This is a genomic window from Burkholderia anthina (assembly GCF_001547525.1).
Classification (GTDB): domain Bacteria; phylum Pseudomonadota; class Gammaproteobacteria; order Burkholderiales; family Burkholderiaceae; genus Burkholderia; species Burkholderia semiarida.
This window is the reverse complement of the sequence record NZ_CM003768.1, coordinates 698,968-725,688: the sequence shown is the minus strand read 5'-3', so window position 1 is coordinate 725,688 and position 26,721 is coordinate 698,968. Positions and strand designations below refer to the sequence as shown.

The 26,721-nt window shown below is 67.0% G+C and carries 21 protein-coding genes and 1 other RNA gene; 9 read left to right on the top strand and 13 right to left on the bottom strand.

The features are described from left to right. Window positions 1–10: 10 nt before the first annotated feature. From rpsA to gyrA, 8 genes are all read right to left on the bottom strand, one after another. On the bottom strand, window positions 11–1,723 hold the full coding sequence (gene rpsA / locus WS64_RS03405) for a 30S ribosomal protein S1 (protein WP_059574327.1): 1,713 nt from the start codon (window positions 1,721–1,723) through the stop codon (window positions 11–13). Between the two features lie 142 nt (window positions 1,724–1,865). Beyond that, a complete protein-coding gene (gene cmk, locus WS64_RS03400) occupies window positions 1,866–2,552 on the bottom strand; it encodes a (d)CMP kinase (RefSeq protein ID WP_059574065.1) in 687 nt (228 codons plus the stop codon). Between the two features lie 13 nt (window positions 2,553–2,565). Beyond that, window positions 2,566–3,870 carry a 3-phosphoshikimate 1-carboxyvinyltransferase gene (aroA, locus tag WS64_RS03395; protein ID WP_059638209.1) on the bottom strand — a complete coding sequence of 435 codons (1,305 nt, stop codon included), beginning with the start codon at window positions 3,868–3,870 and terminating at the stop codon, window positions 2,566–2,568. 13 nt (window positions 3,871–3,883) lie between these two features. Further along, window positions 3,884–4,810 carry a prephenate dehydrogenase gene (locus WS64_RS03390; protein WP_060965721.1) on the bottom strand — a complete coding sequence of 309 codons (927 nt, stop codon included), beginning with the start codon at window positions 4,808–4,810 and terminating at the stop codon, window positions 3,884–3,886. A gap of 186 nt (window positions 4,811–4,996) precedes the next feature. Continuing rightward, window positions 4,997–6,079: a prephenate dehydratase gene (gene pheA, locus WS64_RS03385; protein ID WP_034206715.1), complete on the bottom strand. Its 1,083-nt coding sequence runs from the start codon at window positions 6,077–6,079 to the stop codon at window positions 4,997–4,999. 33 nt (window positions 6,080–6,112) lie between these two features. Further along, window positions 6,113–7,195, bottom strand: coding sequence for a 3-phosphoserine/phosphohydroxythreonine transaminase (serC, locus tag WS64_RS03380; RefSeq protein WP_060965720.1), 1,083 nt, complete (start codon window positions 7,193–7,195; stop codon window positions 6,113–6,115). A 156-nt stretch (window positions 7,196–7,351) separates the two neighbouring features. Then, on the bottom strand, window positions 7,352–7,951 hold the full coding sequence (locus tag WS64_RS03375; RefSeq protein WP_006486966.1) for a DUF2059 domain-containing protein: 600 nt from the start codon (window positions 7,949–7,951) through the stop codon (window positions 7,352–7,354). 83 nt (window positions 7,952–8,034) lie between these two features. Further along, on the bottom strand, window positions 8,035–10,638 hold the full coding sequence (gyrA, locus tag WS64_RS03370) for a DNA gyrase subunit A (RefSeq protein WP_060965719.1): 2,604 nt from the start codon (window positions 10,636–10,638) through the stop codon (window positions 8,035–8,037). 536 nt (window positions 10,639–11,174) lie between these two features. On the opposite strand from gyrA, the gene ompA reads away from it, so the two are divergent. The 4 genes from ompA (at window position 11,175) to ssrA (ending at window position 13,808) form a co-directional block, all read left to right on the top strand. After that, the gene (ompA, locus tag WS64_RS03365; RefSeq protein WP_059574070.1) at window positions 11,175–11,843 is read left to right on the top strand and encodes an outer membrane protein OmpA; all 669 of its coding nucleotides are present in this window, start codon (window positions 11,175–11,177) and stop codon (window positions 11,841–11,843) included. Between the two features lie 152 nt (window positions 11,844–11,995). Next, complete coding sequence (gene ubiG, locus WS64_RS03360; protein ID WP_023475819.1) at window positions 11,996–12,694, top strand: bifunctional 2-polyprenyl-6-hydroxyphenol methylase/3-demethylubiquinol 3-O-methyltransferase UbiG; 699 nt, start codon at window positions 11,996–11,998, stop codon at window positions 12,692–12,694. A 13-nt stretch (window positions 12,695–12,707) separates the two neighbouring features. Next, window positions 12,708–13,421 (top strand): phosphoglycolate phosphatase, encoded by a 714-nt coding sequence (gph, locus tag WS64_RS03355; protein ID WP_060313148.1) that lies wholly within the window; start codon window positions 12,708–12,710, stop codon window positions 13,419–13,421. Window positions 13,422–13,438: 17 nt separating this feature from the next. Then, window positions 13,439–13,808, top strand: a transfer-messenger RNA (tmRNA) gene (ssrA, locus tag WS64_RS03350). Between the two features lie 260 nt (window positions 13,809–14,068). Here the strand turns inward: ssrA and WS64_RS03345 are convergent. The 3 genes from WS64_RS03345 to WS64_RS03335 form a co-directional block, all read right to left on the bottom strand. Then, a complete protein-coding gene (locus WS64_RS03345) occupies window positions 14,069–14,422 on the bottom strand; it encodes a DUF4148 domain-containing protein (RefSeq protein WP_060965718.1) in 354 nt (117 codons plus the stop codon). A gap of 353 nt (window positions 14,423–14,775) precedes the next feature. Then, window positions 14,776–15,045: a hypothetical protein gene (locus WS64_RS03340; RefSeq protein WP_059574073.1), complete on the bottom strand. Its 270-nt coding sequence runs from the start codon at window positions 15,043–15,045 to the stop codon at window positions 14,776–14,778. Window positions 15,046–15,146: 101 nt separating this feature from the next. Next, entirely contained in the window at window positions 15,147–16,253 is a 1,107-nt protein-coding gene (locus tag WS64_RS03335; protein WP_060965717.1) for a substrate-binding domain-containing protein, read from the bottom strand. A 131-nt stretch (window positions 16,254–16,384) separates the two neighbouring features. Between WS64_RS03335 and WS64_RS03330 the strand changes: the two genes are divergently transcribed. Genes WS64_RS03330 through WS64_RS03315 form a run of 4 tightly spaced genes read left to right on the top strand, consistent with a single transcriptional unit; the run spans window position 16,385 to window position 21,687 of the window. After that, a complete protein-coding gene (locus WS64_RS03330; protein ID WP_060965716.1) occupies window positions 16,385–16,885 on the top strand; it encodes an NAD(P)H-dependent oxidoreductase subunit E in 501 nt (166 codons plus the stop codon). Further along, the gene (locus tag WS64_RS03325; protein ID WP_059638920.1) at window positions 16,882–18,459 is read left to right on the top strand and encodes a formate dehydrogenase beta subunit; all 1,578 of its coding nucleotides are present in this window, start codon (window positions 16,882–16,884) and stop codon (window positions 18,457–18,459) included. Before WS64_RS03330 ends, WS64_RS03325 begins: the two co-directional genes overlap by 4 nt. 17 nt (window positions 18,460–18,476) lie before the next feature. Continuing rightward, window positions 18,477–21,428 carry a formate dehydrogenase subunit alpha gene (gene fdhF, locus WS64_RS03320; protein ID WP_060965715.1) on the top strand — a complete coding sequence of 984 codons (2,952 nt, stop codon included), beginning with the start codon at window positions 18,477–18,479 and terminating at the stop codon, window positions 21,426–21,428. A gap of 7 nt (window positions 21,429–21,435) precedes the next feature. Further along, on the top strand, window positions 21,436–21,687 hold the full coding sequence (locus tag WS64_RS03315) for a formate dehydrogenase subunit delta (protein ID WP_059574078.1): 252 nt from the start codon (window positions 21,436–21,438) through the stop codon (window positions 21,685–21,687). Between the two features lie 8 nt (window positions 21,688–21,695). Here the strand turns inward: WS64_RS03315 and WS64_RS03310 are convergent, their stop codons facing one another. Continuing rightward, window positions 21,696–23,342: an FAD-dependent monooxygenase gene (locus WS64_RS03310; RefSeq protein ID WP_060965714.1), complete on the bottom strand. Its 1,647-nt coding sequence runs from the start codon at window positions 23,340–23,342 to the stop codon at window positions 21,696–21,698. Window positions 23,343–23,472: 130 nt separating this feature from the next. Between WS64_RS03310 and WS64_RS03305 the strand changes: the two genes are divergently transcribed. After that, complete coding sequence (locus WS64_RS03305; protein ID WP_432206243.1) at window positions 23,473–25,308, top strand: tetratricopeptide repeat protein; 1,836 nt, start codon at window positions 23,473–23,475, stop codon at window positions 25,306–25,308. A gap of 88 nt (window positions 25,309–25,396) precedes the next feature. Here WS64_RS03305 and WS64_RS03300 read toward each other — a convergent pair whose 3' ends face one another. Next, a complete protein-coding gene (locus tag WS64_RS03300) occupies window positions 25,397–26,692 on the bottom strand; it encodes an MFS transporter (protein WP_060965712.1) in 1,296 nt (431 codons plus the stop codon). Window positions 26,693–26,721: the final 29 nt, after the last annotated feature.

Here is a 26,721-nt window from a genome sequence, read left to right as displayed (position 1 = left end):
CTCGTAAGGCTTACTGGTTCTGGCCGTCGAGCTTCGCCTTCAGCAGCGCGCCGAGGTTGGTCGTACCGGTCGCGGCAGCGCTCGTGTCCGACTGCAGGCCGCGGATCGCTTCCTGTTGCTCGGCCGAATCCTTCGCCTTGATCGACAGGTTGATGCCGCGCGACTTGCGATCGATGTTGATCACCATCGCGTTGACCTTGTCGCCTTCCTTCAGCACGTTGCGTGCGTCTTCGACGCGATCCTGCGAGATTTCCGACGCACGCAGGTAGCCTTCGACGTCGCCCGTCAGCGTGACGACCGCACCCTTCGCATCGACCGTCTTCACGACGCCGTCGACGATCGAGCCCTTGTCGTTCATGGCAACGTAGTTGCTGAACGGGTCGCCTTCGAGCTGCTTGATGCCGAGCGAAATGCGCTCCTTCTCGACGTCGATACCGAGCACGATCGCTTCGACTTCGTCGCCCTTCTTGTACTTGCGAACGGCTTCTTCGCCGGCTTCGCTCCACGACAGGTCCGACAGGTGGACCAGGCCGTCGATGCCGCCCGGCAGACCGATGAACACGCCGAAGTCGGTGATCGACTTGATCGCGCCCGTGATCTTGTCGCCCTTCTTGAAGTTGCGGCTGAAGTCATCCCACGGATTCGGCTTGCACTGCTTCATGCCGAGGCTGATACGACGGCGGTCTTCGTCGATCTCGAGGACCATGACTTCGACTTCGTCGCCCAGCTGGACAACCTTCGACGGCGCAACGTTCTTGTTGGTCCAGTCCATTTCCGACACGTGGACGAGGCCTTCGATGCCCGATTCCACTTCGACGAATGCGCCGTAGTCGGTGATGTTCGTGACCTTGCCGAACAGGCGCGTGCCCGACGGGTAGCGGCGCGAGATGCCTTCCCACGGATCGTCGCCCAGTTGCTTGATGCCCAGCGAGACGCGGTTCTTCTCCTGGTCGAACTTGAGGATCTTCGCGGTGACTTCCTGGCCAACCGACAGGACTTCGCTCGGGTGACGCACGCGACGCCATGCGATGTCGGTGATGTGCAGCAGGCCGTCGATGCCGCCGAGGTCGACGAACGCGCCGTAGTCGGTGATGTTCTTGACCACGCCGTTGACGATCGCGCCTTCCTTCAGCGTCTCGAGCAGCTTCGCGCGCTCTTCGCCTTGCGTGGCTTCGATCACTGCACGACGCGACAGCACGACGTTGTTACGCTTGCGATCGAGCTTGATCACGCGGAACTCGAGCGTCTTGCCTTCGTACGGGGTCGTGTCCTTGACCGGACGCGTGTCGACCAGCGAACCCGGCAGGAACGCGCGGATGCCGTTGACCATCACGGTCATGCCGCCCTTCACCTTGCCGGTGATGGTGCCGGTGACGAGCTCGTTGTTGTCGAGCGCCTTTTCCAGCGACAGCCACGATGCAAGGCGCTTCGCCTTGTCGCGCGACAGGATCGTGTCGCCGTAGCCGTTTTCGAGTGCGTCGATCGCGACGGACACGAAATCGCCCGACTGCACCTCAACCTCGCCCTGATCGTTCAGGAATTCCTCGATCGGAATGTAAGCCTCGGACTTCAGGCCTGCATTGACGACCACGAAGTTGTGGTCGACGCGCACGACTTCGGCGGAGATCACTTCGCCGGCGCGCATGTCTTGGCGGGTCAGCGACTCTTCGAACAGAGCCGCAAAGGATTCGGTATTCGGGTTGGAGGTTTGCAGGTCGGACATAAAAATCTGATTGTGCATGGCTCGCTGTGCCACGCCGGCCGGAATGGCAGGCTGAAAGGGCCAGATCGAGGACCACACGGGGTTAAGGGTTCGAAACACGCTCCGCGCTTGCGACGCGAAGCACCTACCGCTGCCTGCCTTCTCAGGCCGGCTGGCCGAGTGCCCGGTACCACTGCAGCACCTGGTCGACGGCTTCATCGACCGAAAGTGCCGACGTATCGAGCAGCTTGGCATCTGCCGCAGGCTTCAGCGGCGCGGCCGCGCGATTGCTGTCGCGCGCGTCACGTTCACGAAGATCCCGGAGCAAGTCATCTATATTAGCAGAAAAACCTTTTTGCATCAATTGCTTATGCCGCCTGGTCGCGCGTGCCTCGGCGCTGGCCGTCAGGAACACCTTCAGCACGGCGTCCGGGAAGATCACGGTGCCCATGTCGCGCCCGTCCGCCACGAGGCCCGGCGTCTTGCGGAACGCGCGCTGGCGCGCGACGAGCGCGGTGCGCACGGGCCCGTGCACGGCGATGGCCGACGCGCGGTTGCCGACCGCTTCGGCGCGGATGTCGTTCGACACGTCGACGCCGTCGAGCTGCGCGCAACCTTCACGGAACGTGATGTGCAGGTCGTCGATCAGCTTCACCAGCGCGTCGACGTCTTCCGCGGCGATGCCGTAGCGCACGCTCGCGAGCGCCGCGAGCCGGTACAGCGCGCCGCTGTCGAGCAGGTGAAAACCCAGGTGCGCGGCGACGAGCGCCGCGACGGTGCCCTTGCCGGAAGCGGTCGGGCCGTCGATCGTGATGACGGGAGTCGGGTGAAAGGGTCGGGTGGATTTCATCGGAACAGTCGGGTCAGGCCTTGGCGAGCGCGGCGAAGCGGTCGAAATAGTCGGGGAACGTCTTGCCGACGCACTTCGGATCGTTGATCCGCACGGGCACGCCCCCCAGGCTGACGAGCGAGAAGCACATCGCCATCCGGTGATCGTCGTACGTATCGATCGCCGCATTCGGCGTGAGTTTTTCCGGCGGCGTGACGACGAGGTAGTCGGGGCCTTCCTCGACGATCGCGCCGACCTTGCGCAGCTCGGTCGCCATCGCGGCGATGCGGTCCGTCTCCTTCACGCGCCAGCTCGCGATGTTGCGCAGCGTGCTCGTGCCGTTCGCGAACAGCGCCGCGACCGCGATGGTCATCGCCGCGTCGGGAATCAGGTTGAAGTCCATGTCGATCGGCTCGAGCTTGCCGTGATCGTGGCCGATGCCGCGCACGTCGATCCAGTCGTCGCCCATCGTCACGTTCGCGCCCATCTGCATCAGCGCGTTGGCGAAACCGACGTCCCCCTGAATGCTCGCGCGCCCCACGCCCTCGACCCGCAACGGGCCGCCGCCCAACGCGCCGGCCGCGAGAAAGTACGACGCGGACGACGCGTCGCCCTCGACCATGATCCGCCCCGGCGAGCGGTAGCGGACGCCGGCCGGCACGACGAAGCGCTGCCAGCCGTCGCGCTCGACGGTCACGCCGAAGCGCGCCATGAGCCGGATCGTGATGTCGATGTACGGCTTCGAGATCAGCTCGCCGTCGACTTCGACGACGGTCCTGCCCTCCTTCGCCTTCACGAGCGGCAGCGTCATCAGCAGCGCGGTGAGGAACTGGCTCGACACGTCGCCGCGCACGCGGATCGGCGCGTCGACCGAGATCGTCGCCGGCTTGATCCGCAGCGGCGGGTAGCCGTCGTTGAGCTCGTAGTCGATCTGCGCGCCGATCTGGCGCAAGCCGTCGACGAGATCGCCGATCGGCCGCTCGTGCATGCGCGGCACGCCGTGCACGCGATAGTCGCCGCCGTTCACCGCGAGCGCGGCGGTCAGCGGCCGCACCGCCGTGCCCGCGTTGCCGAGGAACAGGTCGGCCGTCTTCGCGGTGAACGCGCCGCGCGTGCCGGTGACGACACAGGTGTCGCCGTCGCGCGCGAGCTTCACGCCGAGCTTGCCGAGCGCGTCGAGCATCACGCGCGTGTCGTCGGAGTCGAGCAGGTTGGTGATCGTCGTTTCGCCTTCGGCGAGCGCCGCGAGCAGCAGCACGCGGTTCGAAATGCTCTTCGAGCCGGGCAGGCGCACGGTGCCCGATGCGCTGGAGTATGGGCCGAGATCGAGATAGTCCATGGGAATCGTCCTGTTATTTCTTGACCGGTTCGGCAGCCGGCGTGCCACCGCGTTCCTGCCATGCCTTGCGTGCGGCGCGCGAGCGCGTGAATACGGCTTCGAGCGCCGCGCCGTCGCCGGCGTCGATCGCCGCGCGCAACCGCGTGAGCACGCGCGTATAGCCGTCGAGCTCGTCGAGCAGCGCCGCGCGATTCGCGACGCACACGTCGCGCCACATTTCCGGGTTCGACGCCGCGATGCGCGTGAAATCGCGGAAACCGCCGGCCGCGTACGAGAATTTCAGTTCCGCGTCGGCTTCGCCGAGAATCTGCTCGACGAGCGCGAACGACAGCACGTGCGGCAGATGGCTGATCGACGCAAATACGCGATCGTGCTGCTCGGTGCTCATCGTGCGCACGTCGGCGCCGGTCGCGCGCCACATCGCATCGATCCGCGCCACGGCTTCGGGCGCGTTCTCCGGCAACGGGCACAGCACGACGTTGCGGCCGACGTAGAGATCCGGCAACGCGGCCTCGACACCGCTCGATTCGCGCCCCGCGATCGGATGACCCGGCACGAACTGCGCGATGTGCGCGCCGAGCGCTTCGCGCGCCGCCGCGACGACATCGGACTTGGTGCTGCCCGCATCGGTGACGATCGTCGCGCCGTCGAGCCACGGCGCGATGCGCGCGAGCAACGGGCCCGTCTGCGCGACGGGCGCGGCCAGCAGGACGAGATCGGCGCCGGCCAGCGCGTCGCGCAATTGCGCGTCGTCGTCGAGCGCCGCCGCACGGTCGATCACGCCGAGCGACAGCGCGCGCTCGACCGACGCCTGCGAACGGCCCACGCCGACGATCTCGCCCGCGCTGCCCGGCGCGCGCTCGCGCAACGCGCGCGCGAGCGACCCGCCGATCAGGCCGACGCCGAAGATGACCAGTTTGTTGAATGCAAAGCCTGACACGACAAGAGCCAAGTTACGCGCGCGAAACGACGCCCCGCACGCGGAATTCCAGATTCCGGGCAGCGGGCCCGCACCCGGCGCAACCTGCACCGGATACCGCCCGAGCCCGCCTTCGGCAGCGCCGACCGGCCTGCCCTGCCCGCCCGGCCACCACGCCCGCGCAAGCGGGCGCCGGGCCGCAGCGCGTCACCGTGCGCGCGGATACGAGCCGAGTATCTTCAGGAACGCGGCCTTCTGACCGAGTTCCGCGAGCGCGGCCGCCACCGCCGCATCGTCGCGGTGCCCTTCGATGTCGATGTAGAAGTAGTACTCCCACGTGCCGACGCGGGCCGGACGCGATTCGAAGCGCGTCATCGACACGCCGTGCCGCGCGAGCGGCTCGAGTAGCTTGAACACGGCGCCCGGCTCGTTCTTCACCGACACGATCAGCGACGTCTGGTCGTGACCGCTTTGGCCGGCCGGCTGCTTGCCGACGATCACGAAGCGCGTGCGGTTGTGTGGGTCGTCCTGGATCAGCGAGAACGCGATCTGCAAACCGTAGTGCGCGGCCGCGCGGTCGCCCGCGATCGCGGCGACGGTCGGATCGGCCGCCGCGAGGCGCGCGGCCTCCGCGTTGCTCGCCACGGCTTGCCGCTCGAGCTGCGGCGCATTCGCCGCGAGCCACTGCTGGCATTGCGCGAGCGCCTGCGCATGTGCGCAGACACGTTTCACGCCGTCGAGCGTGCCGCTCTGCGTGAGCAGGTTGTGATGGATGGGCAGCGCGAGCTCGCCGCTGATCACCAGCTGGGTCTGCAGCAGCAGGTCGAGCGTGCGCGAGACGGCGCCTTCGGTCGAATTCTCGACCGGCGCGATGCCGAACGCGGACGCACCGGCCTCGACCGAGCGGAACACCTCGTCGATCGACGGGCACGGCAGCCCTTCGATCGACTGGCCGAAATACTCGAGCATCGCCTGCTCGCTATACGTGCCGACCGGCCCGAGGAACGCGACGTGGATCGTCTGCTCGAGCGCGCGGCTCGCCGCCATGATCTCGCGCCAGATGGCGCTGATGTGCTCGCTCGCGAGCGGCCCGGCGCTCATGTCCTGCAGCCGCGCGATCACCTGCAGCTCACGCTCCGGCCGGAACACCGGCGCGTTGAAATGCTTCTTGACCTCGCCCACCTCCAGCGCCACCGCGGCGCGCTGGTTCAGGAGCGCGATCAGCTGCGCGTCGATCGCGTCGATGCGGTCGCGCAGCGGTTTCAGGCGGGAATTCAGTTCGTCGTCCATGCGTTTTGCCGTGCTGTTTGAACAGCGCCGCCGTCAGGCGCCGCGCCGCTCGAAGTCCTTCATGTACTCGACGAGCGCCTTCACGCCCTCGAGCGGCACCGCGTTGTAGATCGACGCCCGCATGCCGCCGACGGACTTGTGGCCCTTCAGCTGCAGCAGCCCGCGCGCCTTTGCGCCGGCAAGGAAGTCTTCGTTGCGCGATTCGTCGGCCAGGAAAAACGGCACGTTCATGCGCGAACGTGCTGCCGGCTCGACCTTGTTCAGATAGAAACTGCTCGCGTCGATCATGTCGTAGAGCAGCTTCGCCTTTTCGGTGTTGCGGGCCTCGATCGCTTCGAGACCGCCCTGCCGCTTCAGCCACTGGAACACGAGGCCCGCGATGTAGATCGCGTAGGTGGGCGGCGTGTTGTACAGCGAGTTGTTCGCGGCGATGGTCTTCCATTCGAACGCGGACGGGCAGATCGACAGCGCGCGATCGAGCAGATCCTCGCGCACGATCACGACCGTCACGCCGGCCATCCCGATGTTCTTCTGCGCGCCGCCGAACAGCACGCCGTATTTCGCGACGTCCATCGGGCGCGACAGGATGTGCGACGAGACATCCGCGACCAGCGGCACGTCGCCGAGATCGGGGATCTCGAACGTCTCGACGCCGTCGATCGTCTCGTTGGTGCACAGATGCACGTAGGCCGGATCGTCCGACAACTGCCATTCGGCGCGCGCGGGCGCACGCGTGAAGCCGTCTTCCGTCTTGCCGGTCGCGGCCAGATGCGGCGTGCAGAACTTCTTCGCCTCGCCGAACGATTTCTGCGACCACGAACCCGTCACGACGAAGTCGGCCGTCTTGCGCGAGCCGAGCAGGTTCATCGGCACGATCGCGTTTTCGGCGATGCCGCCGCCCTGCAGGAACAGGATCCGGTGGCTCGCCGGCACGCCGAGCAGGTCGCGCAGATCGGTCAGCGCGGCCTCGTGGATCGACATGAATTCCTTGCCGCGATGGCTCATCTCCATCACGCTCATGCCGCTGCCGTGCCAGTCGAGCATTTCGTCGGCGGCTTGCCGCAGCACTTCCTCGGGCATCGCCGCCGGGCCGGCGGAGAAATTAAAGACGCGCATCGTGAAAACCTCGGGAAGGACGCGACCGGCTTGCCGCCGGCAAAACGCGCCAGAAAAGAAATGGCCGCTTGCGCTCGCGCGCAAACGGCCATTATCGCACTGTCGTCAGGCTCCCGCCAAACCCGGCCGAACGGCCGGGGGGCGCGCCCGGACGGCTTACTTGCCCGGCTTGACTGCTGCGACTTCCTTGTCAGCCTGCGTACGCGTTGCCTGGATCGCTTGCGGCATGTACTTCTGCATCAGGCCGTTGACCACGTCGCGACCGACCTGATCCTGAACCTGGATGAACTTGCGGCCCGTCGGGCTCTTGTAGAACGTCGTCAGATCCTTGATCTCCGACGTGCTGTAGTACTTCGCGTACGCGTCGTACTGCGCCGACATCGCATCGCTCTGGAACTGCTGCGTGCCGAACACCTTGCCTGCGCCGTCGACCAGCTTCGGCACCGCGTTCTTCTGCAGCGTCGGAACGGCAGCCTGCTTCTGCTTGTCGTTCAGCGTCTTGTTTTCCGACAGCGCGTCCGACAGGATGGCCGGTACGAGCTGCTTCGCCTGCATTTCGGCGCTGTTGCCGATTGCCGACACGAGCTTCGGCGCGTCGATCGCGTCGAGCAGATCCTTGATCGCAGCCTTCTTGTCGGCGTCGATCGGCGCAGCTGCCGCCGGAGCAGCCGGTGCGGAATTCGACAGCGCCTGCGCCATCGCGAACGTCGGCACCAGTGCAGCCAGCAGAACCAGTTGCTTGAATTGCTTTTGCATCATCACTCCCTTTTGGAAATATGAATGGTTGCTCGCCGGCCGCGGCGCTTTTCGCCCGCGGCGGCCAGAGTCTCATCCGTTCTTCAGGCTTCGCCGTCCGACGCCTCGTCGGCTTCGCCCTCTCCCTCTTCGGCCTCCGCGATCTGCTGCAGGCCAGAGAGCTTGGTACCCTCATCGAGACTGATGAGTGTAACACCTTGCGTGGCACGCCCCATCTCGCGTATCTCGGAAACACGGGTGCGAATCAACACGCCGGCCGTCGTGATCAGCATGATCTGATCCTCGGCGTCGACGAGCGTCGCGGCCACGACCTTGCCGTTGCGCTCGGACGTCTGGATCGCGATCATACCCTTCGTGCCGCGGCCATGGCGCGTGTACTCGGTGATCGGCGTGCGCTTGCCGTAGCCGTTTTCGGTCGCGGTGAGCACGGTCTGCTCCTCGCTGCCGGCAACCAGCATCGCGATGACCTGCTGCCCGTCCTCGAGCTGCATGCCGCGCACGCCGCGCGCCTCGCGCCCCATCGGACGCACGTCGTTCTCGTCGAAACGCACGGCCTTGCCGGCGTCGGAGAACAGCATCACGTCGTGCGCGCCGTCGGTGATCGACGCACCGATCAGGTAGTCGCCGTCGTCGAGGCCGACCGCGATGATGCCCTTCTTCATCGGGCGGCTGAATGCCTCGAGCGGCGTCTTCTTCACGGTGCCGAGCGACGTCGCCATGAAGATGAACTTGTCGGCCGAGAATTCCTTGACCGGCAGCACGACGTTGATCTTCTCGCCTTCCTGCAGCGGGAACATGTTGACGATCGGACGGCCGCGCGAGTTGCGCGAGCCCTGCGGCACTTCATAGACCTTGACCCAGTACACGCGGCCGCGGTTCGAGAAGCACAGGATGTAATCGTGCGTGTTCGCGATGAACAGCGTCTCGATCCAGTCGTCTTCCTTCATCTGCGTCGCCTGCTTGCCGCGACCGCCGCGCTTCTGCGCGCGGTACTCGGACAGCGGCTGCGACTTCACGTAGCCCGCGTGCGACATCGTGACGACCATGTCCTGCGGCGTGATCAGATCCTCGGTGTTCAGCTCGGTCGCGTTCAGCTCGATCCTCGAGCGGCGCGCGTCGCCGAATTCGGCCTTCACCGAGGTCAGCTCGTCGCCGATCATCGTCGTGATCCGCTCGGGGCGCGCGAGGATGTCCAGCAGGTCGGCGATCTGCGCCATCACGTCGCGGTACTCGCCGATGATCTTGTCCTGCTCGAGGCCGGTCAGGCGCTGCAGACGCATCTGCAGGATTTCCTGCGCCTGCGTGTCGGACAGGCGGTACAGCCCGTCGCCCTGCATCCCGAACGCCGGGTTCAGGCCTTCCGGACGGTACGCGGAACGGCCGCCGGCCGCCGCGTTCTCGCTCTCGGCGCGCGTCAGCATCTCGCGCACGAGCGACGAATCCCACGGCTTCGCCATCAGTTCCTGCTTCGCGATCGGCGGCGTCGGCGCGGCCTTGATGATCGCGATGAACTCGTCGATGTTCGCGAGCGCGACCGCGAGACCTTCGAGCACGTGGCCGCGTTCGCGGGCCTTGCGAAGTTCGTAGATCGTGCGGCGCGTCAGCACTTCGCGCCGGTGCGACAGGAAGCACTGCAGGATTTCCTTCAGGTTCAGCAGCTTCGGCTGGCCGTCGACGAGCGCGACCATGTTCATGCCGAACGTGTCCTGCAGCTGCGTCGCCTTGTACAGGTTGTTCAGCACCACTTCCGGCACTTCGCCGCGCTTGAGCTCGATCACGACGCGCATGCCGCTCTTGTCGGACTCGTCGCGGATGTCGGAGATGCCCTCGAGCTTCTTCTCGTTGACGAGCTCGGCGATCCGCTCGAGCAGCGAGCGCTTGTTCACCTGGTACGGCAGCTCGTCGACGATGATCGCCATCCGCTGGCCGCGGTCGATCTCCTCGAAGTGCGTGGCCGCGCGCATCACGACGCGGCCGCGCCCGGTGCGGTAGCCGTCGCGCACGCCGGCGACGCCGTAGATGATGCCGGCCGTCGGAAAGTCCGGCGCCGGGATGATCTCGATCAGCTCGTCGATCGTCGCGCCCGGGTTGCCCAGCAGGTGCTGGCACGCGTCGACGACTTCGTTCAGGTTGTGCGGCGGGATGTTGGTCGCCATGCCGACCGCGATGCCCGACGAGCCGTTGATCAGCAGGTTCGGGATGCGCGACGGCAGGACCGACGGCTGCATTTCGTTGCCGTCGTAGTTCGGCTCGAAATCGACCGTTTCCTTGTCGATGTCGGCGAGCAGCTCGTGACCGATCTTCGCCATGCGAATTTCGGTGTAGCGCATCGCCGCGGCATTGTCGCCGTCGATCGAGCCGAAGTTGCCCTGCCCGTCGATCAGCATGTAGCGCAGCGAGAAATCCTGTGCCATCCGCACGATCGTGTCGTAGACCGCGGTATCGCCGTGAGGGTGGTATTTACCGATCACGTCACCGACGATACGCGCCGACTTCTTGTACGCGCGGTTCCAGTCGTTGTTCAGTTCGTGCATCGCGAACAGCACGCGCCGATGCACGGGCTTCAGGCCATCGCGGACATCCGGGAGGGCACGTCCGACGATCACGCTCATCGCGTAATCGAGATACGAACGGCGCATTTCCTCCTCTAGGGAGGTGGGCAGGGTCTCTTTGGCGAATTGATCCATGTATCCGTATCGTTTCGGAGCGAAGACGGCGAACGCCTTTCGCGTGGGCGCTGCATGCGCAACGCAACGCGAGATTCTAACATGCGCCCATCAGCCGCCAATTCGCCTCCCCCTCTATATATAGATAGCGAAAATCGCGGCGGCGGCAAGCCGGGCGCAACCGCGCGCCCGGCTCGGACCCGACATCGCGGACGACTGCGCGGCGCGCGTTTCATGCGCACGCGTAAACAACCGCACGCCGGCGCGCAACCTCACGCGCGCTCTTGACAATTTCTAAAAGTTGCGGCAGGCCGGTGTTGCGCATGCACCACAAAGTTGAAGCGATCTTGGGGTGGGGAGGATTTTTTTTCGTAGGAAGGGAACGATATGGCAAAATGCCAACGCACTGAAAGTTAGACGCTGCTCGAAGTCTACCTACAAGGAGCGGCGCCGCATTTTTGTGCCGCACCAATGTTATACTTCGAGCAATGTATGACTTGTCACCGTCAACAGGCTCGCAGTAAACCTGCGGTAATCTCAATTTCGAGAGGAGAAATATGAATAAACTTTCAAAGCTCGCGTTCATTGCAGCTACCGCAGTTATGGCTGCATCCGCTTCGGCACAATCGGTGCCGGCGTCGCGTCAGGCCGTCAATGACAACTGGGTGAACGGCACGGGCGAATGGGTGTGGATGAACGGCACGAACGAGCTCTGCTGGCGCGATGCGTTCTGGACGCCGGCCACCGCCAACGCCAAGTGCGATGGCGCACTGGTCGCCCAGGCACCGCAGCCGCCGGTCGCTCCGGTCGCTCCGGTCATCTCGAGCCAGAAGATCACGTATCAAGCCGACGCACTGTTCGACTTCGACAAGGCAACGCTGAAGCCGCTGGGCAAGCAGAAGCTGGACGAACTGGCTTCGAAGATCCAAGGCATGAACACGGAAGTGGTCGTTGCAACGGGCTACACGGACCGCATCGGTTCGGACAAGTACAACGACCGCCTGTCGCTGCGCCGTGCTCAAGCCGTGAAGTCGTACCTGGTCAGCAAGGGTGTGCCGGCCAACAAGATCTACACGGAAGGCAAGGGCAAGCGCAACCCGGTTACGACTGGCTGCAACCAGAAGAACCGCAAGCAACTCATCGCCTGCCTCGCACCGGACCGCCGCGTGGAAGTCGAAGTGGTTGGTACGCAGCAAGTGGAAAAGACGACCGTTCCGGCAAACTAAGCCGCGGCTCTCGACTGCTTCAAAGCCCCGCTCCGGCGGGGCTTTTTCATTGACGCCCGTCCAGGCGCTCGCTGGCCTCGTCGTTCGCCCGCTTATATACTCGGGGCTGACGCACCGAAGCACCGCCCTCCTCTCGTAGCCCGTTTGCCGACATGACCAACGCCGATCCGCACGAACTCCAGAAATTCAGCGACCTCGCCCATCGGTGGTGGGATCCGAATGCCGAATTCAAACCGCTGCACGACCTGAACCCGGTCCGGCTCGGCTGGATCGATGCACATGCGCATCTGGCCGGCAAGCGCGCGCTCGACATCGGCTGCGGCGGCGGCATCCTGTCCGAATCGATGGCCGGGCTCGGCGCCCAGGTGAAAGGCATCGATCTGTCGACCGAAGCGCTGGGTGTGGCCGACCTGCACAGCCTCGAAAGCGGCATTTCGGTCGAATACGAGGCGATCGCCGCCGAAGCGATCGCCGCGCGCGAACCCGGCACCTACGACGTCGTCACGTGCATGGAGATGCTCGAGCACGTGCCGTCGCCCGGCGATATCGTGGCCGCGTGCGCGACGCTCGTGAAGCCGGGCGGCTGGGTGTTCTTCTCGACGCTGAACCGCAACCTGAAGTCCTACCTGTTCGCCGTGATCGGCGCGGAGTACATCGCGCAAATGCTGCCGAAGGGCACGCACGACTACGCGCGCTTCATCCGCCCGTCGGAACTGGCCGGTTTCGTGCGCGCGACGGATCTGCACATCGTCGAGATCAAGGGCATCACGTATCACCCGATCGGCAAGCGCTTCGCGCTGTCGAACGACACCGACATCAACTACCTCGTCGCGTGCCGCCGCGGCGCGTGACCCTCCGAACGGCATGACGACTCCCCTTTCGACCGCGCGGATCGCAGACGAACCGCGCCTGCTGCACTGCGATGCGGTCCTGTTCGACCTGGACGGCACGCTCGCCGACACGGCGCCCGATCTCGCGGCAGCCGTCAACAAGATGCAGCGCGCGCGCGGCCTGCCCGAAACGCCGCTCGACGTGTTGCGGCCGCTGGCGTCCGCCGGCGCGCGGGGCCTGTTGGGCGGCGCGTTCGGCATCGATCCGCACACGCCCGGCTACGAAGCGATGCGCGACGAGTTCCTGATCAATTACGCAACGGATATCTGCGTACATACCACGCTGTTTCCCGGCATCGGCGACGTGCTCGACGAACTCGATGCGCGCGGCGTGCGCTGGGGCATCGTCACGAACAAGGCGATGCGCCTCACGGCGCCGCTCGCCGACCTGCTCGGCCTGTCGTCGCGCGCGGCCTGCATCGTCGGGGGCGACACAACGCCGCACTCGAAGCCGCACCCGGCTCCGCTGCTGCATGCGGCAGCGCAGATGGCGCTCGCGCCCGAGCGCATCGTCTATGTCGGCGACGATCTTCGCGACATTCAGGCCGGAAGCGCCGCCGGCATGGCGACGGTCGCCGCCGCGTACGGCTACTGCGGCGACGGCGCGGCGCCGGCTGACTGGCAAGCGCAGCATCTCGTCGGTTCGACGCAGGAACTGCGGCACCTGCTGCGCGATGTTGGGCTATAATGATTGATCTTATCCGCGGGGGCGACCTGGTTTCGACAGGGGTTGTGAAGCGGCTAGGGCATGTCGAGGACCCGTCACCTCGTTAATCAATGGGAAAATCGTAACTGCAAACGACGATACGTTCGCACTGGCAGCCTAAGGGCCGCCGTCCTCTGCCTAGTTCACTGACGGGCTAGTGTCGCAAGACCGGTAGCAATACCGCCAGAGGTCATTTACGTCAGTTAAGCCCTGTCGGCGTCGCGACGCCAGGGTCGAAAACCTAGCGAATCGCCGTAGTGCAGCGTGTTCGTCCGCGTCGCTGCGGTTAAATCAAAAGACCGAACTAAACATGTAGAACTAGTCGTGGAGCGCTTCTGGACGCGGGTTCGATTCCCGCCGCCTCCACCAAATTCCGCGCTCGTCGCACGAACCCCGCATGACGCCAGTCTGCGGGGTTTTTTGTTGCCGGCGACACGCACGCCGACTCCTTCCGAAAAAGCACCCAGCCCCGGACGGGCCGGGCGGAATGCCACCGGTGCTCCGGCGGCAGGAGGTGACGGATGTTCTCGCGCGGTCGCCCCATCAGCGGTTGCGCCGCGCAGCGGCCGGCCCGCTGGTCAGGCTTTGGGCATGACTTGGCGCTCCGACCGTGACCGGCGATGCGGGGCTCAACTGCCGCGATACAGCGACTTCATTTCGTCCGCGCTGGCCGGGCGCACGCCCATTGCGCGCGAACCCGACGCCGATGCGCCCTGTGCCTGCGCACCGTAGCCGCTGGCGTCGGCGCCTTGAGCTTGAGCCAGGGCGCTGCGCTGCTGCTCCTCGACACGCGCGGTTGCGGCCTGGATCGCTTCCGGATAATGCGGATCTTCGCCGCGGGCGGAGTTGTAACCGGCTTGCTGGAGTTGAACCAGTTCGGCGCGGACCTGCGCACGGGTGATCGGCGAGCCCGACTGGGCGAACGACGCAACCGGGGCAACGAGAGCGGCAGCAACGACAACGGCTTGAACGAGCGACTTCATGATGACCTACCTCCAGATTTGTCTGATTCGACGGTGAACACCCTTGATCAGCGCCGACAAACCGAAGTTTATGTAGGTGGATGCTTAAGAATAAGGCAGGTTTCAGGAAGACATCCTTCCTGATTTACGGGTTAACCCTAGAATCCTTGCCTGCACGATGATGCGGGCGAATCGCCGTTTCGTCTCCCGCATTGCATGAACGGCCCGCCGAAAAGCACGAGCCCCGCAAAGCGCAGGCTTCGCGGGGCTCGAACAAAGCAGGTTGGGTGGAGCGCGGGTTAGGAGGTTCGTCGATTGATCGAACCGCTACGTGGAACACAGCACCCCACTCGCACAGGCCAACTGCCTGCGCGCTACCGGGCATCCATCGGGCACTTCAGGTTGCAGCCGTTCGGGTCGCCCAGGTCGCCCTTGCGGCGCAACGCCGACTTCTTGCCGGTCTGGTATTTGTCCGACGGCGCCGATGCCGCGAACGGCATCTGCGGATGTTCGTTCAGGCGGAACTGTTCGCTCAGGATGCCGCCGGGCACCCCCGGGGAATTCTGCGCGAACGCAAACGGCGAAGCGACAACCAGCAACCCCGCGGTCAACGCTGCCGCGGCAAGGGGAACGGGAAATTTCATGGCGGGATGACGCCTGAACGGCGTGCTTGTTGGAACGTTGATCAAGCGGCAAGCGTAGCGCAAATCCCCCGCTGCTGCAGCGCGGTTCGATCGCGTCCTCGTTACCGGGAATTGCCGTCCGGCACGCTCGTGCCGTCGCCGCCGGCCAGCCCGGTCGCGATGCGCTCCAGCGCGCCGCACGCAGCCGGATCGTAGCCGTCGAGATGCGCGACGCGTTCGACGAAGCGTGCGTCGCGCAGCAGCGCCAGCACATCGGCGAGCGGCCGCACATCGAGCCGCGCGCGTTCGCATGCGAAGTAATAGTCTTCGTCGACGATCGGGATGAAGTCGAGCCCGAAGTGACGGGCGGCCGGCTCGACGCCGAAGCCGAGATCCGCCATGCCGCTCGCGACGAACGCCGCGATCGCCGAATGCGTGAGTTCGGCCGACGCATAGCCGTCGATGCGCTCCGGATCGATGCCGATCGCGCGCAGCGCGAGATCCAGCAGCATGCGCGTGCCCGACCCCGGCTGGCGGTTGACGAAGCGGATGTCGTCACGCGCGAGATCCGCCAGCCCGCGCACCTGCTTCGGGTTGCCGCGTGGCACGAACAGCCCCTGCTGGCGGCGTGTCAGGTGGATCAGCACGTGGCGCGTGTCGTCGAGCCACGGCCGGTAGATCTGCGCGCACTGCGCGCGAAACGCGCCGCGCGGCAAATGGAAACCGGCGAGGTCGCATTCGCCGCGGGCGAGCGCCTGCACGGCCTCGACGCTCTCGCGATACTTGATGTCGACGGCCGCCTGCGCATCGACGAGTGCGGAAACGAGCGTCGCGACCGCATAACCGTGCGACGCATGGATGCGCACGGCGCCGTCGCGCTGCGCGAGCCGCCGGTTCAGGTCGCTGGCCACCTCGGCCGCCAGCGTGCGCAGGTTCCCGTCGAGGCGACTATGCGCCAGACGCTGCGCATCGACGACCGCCCGGCCGAGCGCCGACAACGTCGAACCCTTGCCGCGCGCGGTTTCGATCAATTCCCCGCCGATGCACGATTCCAGCGCGCGCAGCATGCCCCACGCGTGCCGGTACGACAGTCCCCTGGCTTGCGCGGCCTGCGCGATGCTGCCCGTATCGGCCACGAGTTCCAGCAGCGGAGCGACGTCCGACAGACTGGCCGACCGGCCTTCCGTGTCGCGTACGGTCAGATACGCGTCGCATTCGATCCGAATCAATTATGCACTCCGATTTCCTATTGCGACCGCGAAATCTTCCGCTTATCGTGGGCGAAAATCAATCAGAACGAAGTCGCGATGCGCACTATATGAATTTCGAGCGCATATGAGGCTTTGGAGGAGCAAAACCGATGTCCCCGAATTCCCCTGCGCCCGACGTGCTCGTCGAGCGCCATGCGCGCGCCGGCCGCTCGCTCGTCGCGATCCTGCATGCGATCCAGGACGACGCGGGCTACGTGCCGGCGGGCTGCGTCGCGCCGCTCGCCAAGGTGCTGAACCTGTCGCGCGCGGAAGTGCATGGCGTCCTGACCTACTACCACCATTTCCGCACCGCGCCGCCCGCCCGCGTGACGATCCAGATGTGCCGCGCCGAAGCGTGCCGCAGCATGGGCTGCGAGGCGCTCGCCGCCCACGCGCAAGCCCGCACGGGCTGCCGGTTCGACGCCAAGCACGGTGATGCCGCCGCGGCCCGTACGCCCGACGACGTCGCGCTCGAGTCGGTCTACTGCCTCGGACTGTGCGCGCAATCGCCGTCGATGACGGTCAACGGGGTGCTCCACGCCAAGGTCACGCCGGACAAGTTCGACGCGCTGCTGGCCGACGCGGTGGCCCACGCGCAGGAGGCGGCATGACGACCCGCATCTACGTTCCGCGAGATTCGTCCGCGCTGGCGCTCGGCGCCGACGCGCTCGCCGCCGCGATCTCGGCCGAAGCCGAACGGCGCGGCGTCGCGATCGAGGTGGTCCGCAACGGATCACGCGGGCTGCTGTGGCTCGAACCGCTCGTCGAGGTCGGGACGGCCGCGGGCCGCGTCGGCTATGCCAACCTGTCGGCCGCCGACGTGCCGGCCCTGTTCGACGCCGGCTGGCTCGACGGCGGCGCGCACCCGAGCGGCGTCGGGCTCGTCGACGCGCTGCCCTACCTCGCCCGCCAGCAGCGGCTCACGTTCGCACGAATCGGCCTGACCGATCCGCTGTCGATCGACGACTATCTGCAACACGAGGGGCTTGCCGGCCTGAAGAACGCGCTGGCGCTCGACGGCGACACCGCATGCGAAACGCTGATCGAATCGGGGCTGCGCGGCCGCGGCGGCGCGGCGTTCCCGGCCGGCATCAAGTGGCGTACCGTGCGGCAGGCGCGCGCCGCGCAGAAATACATCGTCTGCAACGCGGACGAAGGCGATTCGGGCACGTTCTCCGACCGCCTGCTGATGGAATGCGACCCGTACTGCCTGATCGAAGGGATGATCATCGCGGGCGTCGCCACCGGCGCGACGGTCGGCTACATCTACGTGCGCAGCGAATACCCGCACGCGATCGCCACGCTCGAAGCGGCAATCGTCCGCGCGCGTGAAGCCGGCTGGCTCGGCGAGCACGTGCTCGGCTCCGCGCACGCGTTCGAGCTGCACGTCGCGAAAGGCGCGGGCTCGTACGTATGCGGCGAGGAAACGGCGCTGCTCGAATCGCTCGAGGGCAAGCGCGGCGTCGTGCGCGCGAAGCCGCCGCTGCCCGCGCTCGCCGGCCTGTTCGGCCAGCCGACGGTCATCAACAACGTGATCACGCTCGCGACGGCGCCCGTGATCTTCGCGCGCGGCGCCGCGTTCTATCGCGACTACGGGATGGGCCGCTCGCGCGGCACGCTGCCGTTCCAGCTCGCAGGCAACATCCGTCACGGCGGTCTCGTCGAGCTCGCGTTCGGCGTCACGCTGCGCGAACTGCTGTTCGACTTCGGCGGCGGCACGGCCAGCGGCCGGCCGGCACGCGCCGCGCAGGTCGGCGGCCCGCTCGGCACCTACCTGCCCGACCACCAGTGGGACGTGCCGCTCGACTACGAGGCGTACGCGGCGATCGGCGCGGTCGTCGGCCACGGCGGCATCGTGCTGCACGACGACACGTCGAATCTCGCCGAGCTGGCCGAATATGCGATGAAGTTCTGCGCGATCGAATCGTGCGGCAAGTGCACGCCGTGCCGGATCGGCTCGACGCGCGGTGTCGAGACGATCGCGCGGATCCGCCACGGCGATACGTCGGAGCGGCAGGTCACGCTGTTGCGCGACCTGTGCGACACGATGCTGGCCGGCTCGCTTTGCGCGATGGGCGGCATGACGCCGTACCCGGTGCTGTCCGCACTCGACCATTTCCCCGAAGATTTCGGGCTCGCTGCCGGCAAGGATGCCGCGTCGAGCCCGGTCAAGGCCGCGGCCTGACCCAGAAGGAGCCCTGCATGTCACTCGACACGAACAACGTCCGCCAAGGCGGCTGCGGCTCGGGCCAATGCGCGTGCAAGAGCGCGGCACAGGCGCGCGCCCGCGACCCGTTCGACGATACCGATTACGGCACGCCGCACCGGCACGCCGATACCGACGTCACGCTCGAAATCGACGGCCAGCCGGTCACGGTGCCGGCCGGCACGTCGGTGATGCGCGCGGCGATCGAAGCCGGCGTCAACGTCCCGAAGCTCTGCGCGACCGATTCGCTCGAACCGTTCGGCTCGTGCCGGCTGTGCCTCGTCGAGATCGAGGGCCGGCGCGGCTATCCGGCGTCGTGCACGACGCCCGCCGAAGCCGGCATGAAGGTGCGCACGCAGTCGGACCGGCTGCAGTCGCTGCGCCGCAACGTGATGGAGCTGTACATCTCCGACCACCCGCTCGACTGCCTCACCTGCCCGGCCAACGGCGACTGCGAGCTGCAGGACATGGCGGGCGTGGTCGGCCTGCGCGAGGTGCGCTACGGCTTCGACGGCGCGAATCACCTGAAGGACACGAAGGACGAATCGAATCCGTACTTCACGTACGACCCGTCGAAGTGCATCGTCTGCAACCGCTGCGTGCGCGCGTGCGAGGAAACGCAGGGCACGTTCGCGCTGACGATCGCCGCGCGCGGCTTCGAGTCGCGCGTCGCCGCGGGCGAAAGCGAATCGTTCATGGCGTCGGAATGCGTATCGTGCGGCGCGTGCGTCGCCGCCTGCCCGACGGCCACGCTGCAGGAAAAATCCGTCGTGCAGCTGGGGCAGGCCGAACACTCGGTCGTCACGACCTGTGCGTATTGCGGCGTCGGCTGCTCGTTCAAGGCCGAGATGAAGGGCACGCAGGTCGTGCGCATGACGCCGCACAAGAACGGTCTCGCGAACGAAGGCCACGCGTGCGTGAAGGGACGCTTCGCGTGGGGCTATGCGACGCACAAGGACCGCATCACGAAGCCGATGATCCGCGAGAAGATCACCGACCCGTGGCGCGAAGTGAGCTGGGAAGAGGCGCTCACGTACGCGGCGACGCAATTTCGCAAGCTGCAGCAGAAGTACGGCCGCGATTCGATCGGCGGCATCACGTCGTCGCGCTGCACGAACGAGGAAACCTATCTCGTGCAGAAGCTCGTGCGCGCCGCGTTCGGCAACAACAACGTCGATACCTGCGCACGCGTGTGCCACTCGCCGACCGGCTATGGCCTCAAGACGACGCTCGGCGAATCGGCAGGCACGCAGACGTTCGCCTCGGTCGGCCAGGCCGACGTGATCGTCGTGATGGGCGCGAACCCGACCGACGGCCATCCGGTGTTCGGCTCGAGGCTGAAGCGGCGCGTGCGCGAAGGCGCGAAGCTGATCGTGATCGATCCGCGCCGCATCGACGTCGTCGACGGCCCGCACGTGAAGGCCACGCACCACCTGCAGTTGCGCCCCGGCACCAACGTCGCGATCGTCAATGCGCTGGCGCACGTGATCGTCACCGAAGGGCTGGTGGCCGAGGCCTTCGTCGCCGAGCGCTGCGACACGCGCGCGTTCGAGCAATGGCGCGACTTCGTCGCGCAGCCCGACAATTCGCCCGAGGCGACCGCGGACGTCACCGGCGTGCCGGCCGAGCGGGTGCGCGAGGCCGCGCGCCTCTACGCGACGGGCGGCAACGCCGCGATCTATTACGGCCTGGGCGTGACCGAGCACGCGCAGGGCTCGACGACGGTGATGGGCATCGCGAACCTCGCGATGGCGACCGGCAACGTCGGCCGCGAAGGCGTCGGCGTCAATCCGCTGCGCGGCCAGAACAACGTGCAGGGTTCGTGCGACATGGGCTCGTTCCCGCACGAGTTGCCCGGCTACCGGCACATCGGCGACGAGGTCGTGCGCACGCAGTTCGAACAGGCGTGGTCGGCCACGCTGCAGCCGGAGCCGGGGCTGCGCATCCCGAACATGTTCGACGCGGCGCTCGACGGCAGCTTCAAGGGGCTCTACTGCCAGGGCGAGGACATCGTCCAGTCGGATCCGAACACGCAGCACGTGGCGGCCGCGCTGTCGGCGATGGAATGCATCGTCGTGCAGGACATCTTCCTGAACGAAACCGCGAAATACGCGCACGTGCTGCTGCCGGGCTCGACGTTCCTCGAGAAGGACGGCACGTTCACGAACGCGGAGCGCCGGATCTCGCGCGTGCGCAAGGTGATGCCGCCGCTCGGGGGCTACGCGGACTGGGAAGTCACGCTGCTGCTGTCGCAGGCGCTCGGCTACGACATGCACTACGCGCATCCGTCGGAAATCATGGACGAGATCGCGCGGCTCACGCCGACTTTCTCGGGGGTATCGTACGAGAAGCTCGACGCACTCGGCAGCATCCAGTGGCCGTGCAACGAACACGCGCCGGAAGGCACGCCGACGATGCACATCGACACGTTCGTGCGCGGCAAGGGCCGGTTCGTGATCACCAAGTTCATTCCGACGCCGGAGAAGGTCACGCAGCGCTATCCGCTGATCCTGACGACGGGCCGCATCCTGTCGCAATACAACGTGGGCGCGCAGACACGCCGCACCGAAAACGTACGGTGGCATGAAGAGGATCGCCTCGAGATCCATCCGCACGACGCGCAGGATCGCGGGATCCGCACCGGCGACTGGGTCGGCATCGAGTCGCGCGCGGGGCAGACGGTGCTGCGCGCGCTCGTGACGGAGCGCATGCAGCCGGGCGTCGTGTACACCACGTTCCACTTCCCCGAATCGGGCGCGAACGTGATCACGACGGACAGCTCCGACTGGGCGACGAACTGCCCCGAATACAAGGTGACGGCCGTGCAGGTGTTGCCGGTTGCGCAACCGTCCGACTGGCAGCGTGCCTATGCGCGCTTCAACTCGGAGCAACTCGACCTGCTCGAGCGCCGCGCGGCCGCGCCGGCCGCCGTGACGACAGGCAAGTGAGGCAGCAATGGACAACGACCACCTGATCGACATGGCCAACCAGATCGGCGCATTCTTCGAATCGATGCCCGATCGCGACGAAGCGCTGGCCGGCATCGCCGAGCATATCCGGCGCTTCTGGGAGCCGCGCATGCGCCGAGCGCTGCTCGCCGCGCTCGACGATCCGTCGAACGCGGCCGGGCAACGCGCGACGCCGATCGTGCGCGACGCGATCGCCGCGCACCGCGCGTCGCTCGTCCCTGCCGCAGCGCCCGCCTGACCGCGCGGCTACGCGGACACCGACATGCCCGCGAACCAGTTTTCGCAATGGCGCAGTAGCGCATTGGCGTCGGTCGCCGTGCGCCCGCGCGCGGCAACATAGCCGTCGGGCCGCAGCAGATAGAACGACGGCCGCGAGCGGCCGTATTCCTGCGCGAGCCCAGCCGCCCCGTCGCCTTCGGCATCGGCGACACGCCACACGCGGACCGCTTCCGGCATGATGCGTTCGAGCCCCTGCACGAGCCCCCGCGCATCGGCCGGGATCGGCGGCACCTCGCCGGCGTCGGTGTCCACCGGCTCCTCCAGCAGCAACAGCGTGAAGCTCGCCGGATCGTGAAGATCGTATAGCCGCGCCGTGCCGGGCGCACGACCGAGCGGCCCGTCGAGCACGTGCACGAGCGCATCGGGCGCGCGCTCGCCCGCGCGCGGGCCGCCGTCGAGCACGCGCTCGAGCGTGAGCGGACTCTTCCGGTACTGCACGCCGAGCTCGCTCACCGTGCGCCGCAGCGCGTCGCGCATCGGCCCGAACGACGCCAGCATCGGCACGACGTGATCGCGCAGCAGCTTCATCGCGCCGCGCTCGGCTTCGACGACCTGCGTGACGAAACCGGTCTGCCGCAGCACGTCGCGCTCGATCGGATGGCGCTCCGCGTGATACGTGTCGAGCAACCGCTCGGGTGCGCCTGCGCCGAGGACGCGCGCGAGCTTCCAGCCCAGGTTGAACGCCTCCTGGATGCCGGTGTTCATGCCCTGCGCGCCGGCCGGGCTGTGGACGTGCGCGGCGTCGCCCGCGAAGAACACGCGGCCATGACGCAGCCGGTCGACCATTCGGCTGTGCAGGTGGAAATAGGACGACCACGCGAGATCGCTCGGCGAGATCGATGCGCCGACGCGCGCGCGGATGATCGCGTCGCATTCCTCGAGCGACGGCGCCGGCGCGCCGGGCGACGCGTCGCTGCCGGGCGGCCGGTCCGCGACGAGCCGGTAACGGCCGCTTCCCATCGGAAACAGGCCCGCGATACCTTCGGGCGTCGTGAACAGGCGGATCTCTTCGTCCGGCCAGTCGGGTATCGCCGCGAAATCGGCCAGCAGGAAAGTCTGTTCGAATGCATGCCCGGCGAAGCCCAGGCCGAGCAGATGCCTGACCGTGCTGTGCGCGCCGTCGGCCGCGATCAGGTACGACGGCGCGAACGACTCGTCGCGGCCATCTGCGCGGCGCAGCGTCACGTCGAGCGACGTGCCGCCCGCGTCGCACGCGGTCAGCGCGGTACCGCGTTCGACGGTCACGCCCATCCCGGCCAGATGCTCGGCGAGCAGCCGCTCGGTGATGCTCTGGTCGAGAAACATCAGATACGGATAGCGCGTTTGCAGCGGATCGAAATCGAGCCGCGCGATCACGCGGCCGTCGGCATGCAGCTCGGCCGCATGCGCGCGATGGCCGAGCGCGAGAAACGGTTCGACCGCGCGATGCTGCTCCAGCAGCTCGAGCGTGCGCGCCTGGATGCCGATCGCACGCGAAAACGGCGCGGGCGCGGCCCGGCGATCGATGATGCGCACCGGCACGCGGGCCCGCGCCAGGCTCATCGCGGCGGCAAGGCCGGTCGGCCCCGCGCCGACGATCAGCACGGGTGGGATATCGGACAGTGTGTCAGCCATGGAAACCTCGATGACACGCGACTCTGCAAGTCTACGCCGCTCCGCGTGACGGGGCCATATGCCGACCGGCCGATACGCGGCCCTACCCCGCGGTGTGGGAAAATACGCGCTTTCCGCCAGTTTTCGCGTCATGGATTCCGCATTCGACCGGGCGTACGCCGCACACCGCGCGGGCCGCCTCGCCGAGGCCGAGCACGGCTATCGCCACGCGCTCGCCTCCAACCCCGCCGACGCAGACGCGCTGCACCTGTTCGGCGTGCTGCGGCACCAGCAGGGCCAGCACGCCGAGGCCGCCGATCTCGTCGGCCGGGCCGTCGCATTGCGCCCCAACGATGCCGCACTGCAGCTCAATCTCGGCAACGCGCTGAAAGCGCTCGGCCGGCTCGACGAAGCGATCGACCGCTTTCGCAATGCGCTGACGCTCGCGCCCGAATTTCCGCTCGCTCACTACAACCTCGGCAACGCGTATGCGGCGCTGCAGCGTCACGACGATGCGATCGACGCCTTCGGCCGCGCACTGCGGCTCACGCCGGACGACGCGTCGATCCACAACAATCTCGGTAACGCGCTGAACGCGCTCGGCCGCCACGACGACGCGCTCGCCGCGTTCGGTCGCGCGCTCGAGCTCCGGCCCGGGCATGCGGGCGCGCACAACAATCTCGGGATGGCGCTGAACGCGATGGGGCGCGCCGACGATGCGATCGCGCACTTCCAGGCCGCGATCGCCGCGCAGCCGCGTTTCGTCGCCGCGCATTTCAATCTCGGCAACACGTTCGATGCGCTCGGCCGGCATGCCGAGGCGGCGGCCGCGTTCGAAGCCGCGCTCGCACTGCACCCACCGTTTCCGCTCGCGCTGTTCGGGCTCGCGAACGCGCTCTGCGCGCAGGCGCGCCACCGCGACGCACTGCCCTACTACGAGCGCGCCGTCGGGCTCGATCCGTCGTTCGGGCTCGCGTGGCTGAATCTCGGCAACGCGCATCACGCGCTCGGCGCGCACGAGATGGCGCTGCGCGCATTCGACCAGGCGCTGCGCGTCGCGCCCGATCTCACGCTCGCGCGGCTGCATCGCGCGGTCACGCTGCTGACGCTGCGCGACTTCACGCGCGGCCTGCCCGCCTACGAAGCGCGCCACGAGACGCCAGGCGCGACGCCGCTCGGCGCGCTGCCGCGCTGGCAGGGCGAGCCGATTGCGTCGCGCACGCTGCTGATCCGCGCGGAACAGGGGTTCGGCGACACGCTGCAGTTCGTCCGCTTCGTGCCGCTCGCCCGCGCACGCTGCGCGCGCGTCGTACTCGAAGTCCAGCCGGAACTCGTCGCGCTGCTGACGCCGGCCGCGTCGCGCTGGCGCGTGACGCTCGTCGCCCAGGGCGCCGCGAAGCCGCCTGCCGCGGATGTCGCGTGCACGCTGATGAGCCTGCCGTTCGTGCTCGGGCTTCAGCCGGAGGACATCGTCGGCGCGCGCTATCTGCACGCGCCCGACAGCGCCCGCCGGCGCTTTCGCGGCTCGCTCGGCGGGCAGTCGAAGCGCAAGTTCGGCCTGGCATGGTCGGGGCGCCGACAGGCACAGGAAAACCGCTCGATGCCGTTCGACGCGCTCGCGCCGCTGCTCGCACTGCCGGACATCGACTGGATCGTGCTGCAGCCCGCGCTCGACGACGACGAACGGGCGCGCATCGACGCGCATCCGCGCATGCATCGTCTCGACGGCCGGCTGAACGACTTCGGCGATACGGCCGCGCTGATCGAACGCCTCGACGGCGTCGTCACGATCGACACGGCGGTCGCGCACCTCGCGGGCGCGCTCGGCAAGCCGCTCTGGGTCATGCTGCCGTTCGCGGCCGACTGGCGCTGGTTCACCGGCGACGATTGCCTGTGGTATCCGCAGGCCAGGATCGTCCGCCAGCCTGCGCCGGGCGCATGGCTCGACGTGTCGGCCACGGTGGCCGACATGCTGCGCGAGGCATGACCGCAAACGAAACAGGGAGCGCATCGCGCTCCCTGTTTCGATGAGATATGAGATGCGCGGCCGACGCCGCGCGACATGCGGGCCGCCGTCAGGCCGACTTGTACTGATTGCGCGCTTCGCCCGTGCGGTACAGCACGAGCGTCGCGATCAAGCCGCAGATCGCGGCCACGCTCAACCACAGCCCCGGCGCCGCCTTGTTGCCCGTCTCGTGGATCAGCAGCGTCGAGATTGCCGGCGTGAAGCCGCCGATCGTCGTGGCCAGACTGTACGCGAGCGAGAAGCCGGCCGTGCGCACGTCGGCCGGCATCACTTCGGTCAGCGCGACGACCATCGCCCCGTTGTACGACGCATACAGGAACGACAGCCACAGCTCGACCGCGAGCAGCCGCAGGAACGACGGATCGCCGACGAGCCACAGCACCGCCGGGTAAGCCGTCAGCAGCGTCAGCACGGTGAACGCGATCAATACCGGACGGCGGCCGACGCGGTCGGACAGCGCGCCGGACAATGGCAGCCACACGAGGTTCGAGATACCGATGCAGACTGTCACGACGAGCGCATCGAGCGACGACAGGTGCAGTACTTCCTTGCCGAAGGTCGGCGTGTAGGCGGTGATCATGTAGAACGACACCGTCGTCATGATCACCATCCCCATGCCGGCCACCACGATACCCCAGTTGTCGAGCATCGAGCGCATGATCTCGCCCATCGTCGGGCGGTGACGTTTCGCCAGGAATTCGTCGGTTTCCTTCAGCGAGCGGCGGATCAGGAACAGGAACGGCACGATCAGGCAGCCGATCAGGAACGGAATGCGCCAGCCCCACGCGGTCATTTCCTCGACCGGCAGCGCGCGGTTCAGCACGACGCCGACGAACGCGGCGAACACGACGGCCACCTGCTGGCTACCCGACTGCCACGACGTATAGAACCCCTTGTGGCCCTTCGTCGCGATCTCCGACAGGTACACCGACACGCCGCCCAGCTCGACGCCCGCCGAGAAGCCCTGCAACAGCCGGCCGAGCAGCACGAGCACCGGCGCGAGCACACCGATCGTCGCATAGCCGGGTATCGCGGCCACCGTGAGCGTGCCGATCGCCATCAGCCCGAGCGTCAGGATCAACCCCTTGCGGCGGCCGTGATGGTCGATGTATGCGCCGAGCACGATCGCGCCGACCGGCCGCATCAGGAAGCCCGCGCCGAATACCGACAGCGACAGCATCAGCGACGCGAACGCGTTGCCGCTCGGAAAGTACGTTTTCGCGATGGCCGACGCGTAATACCCGTAGACCATGAAGTCGTACATTTCGAGGAAGTTGCCGCTGACGACGCGGAAGACGGTGCGGACTTTCGATTCCTGCGCGATGGCAGGCGATGCTGTGGACATGTTTTCTCGCTAAGCTCGGATGGCGCGAA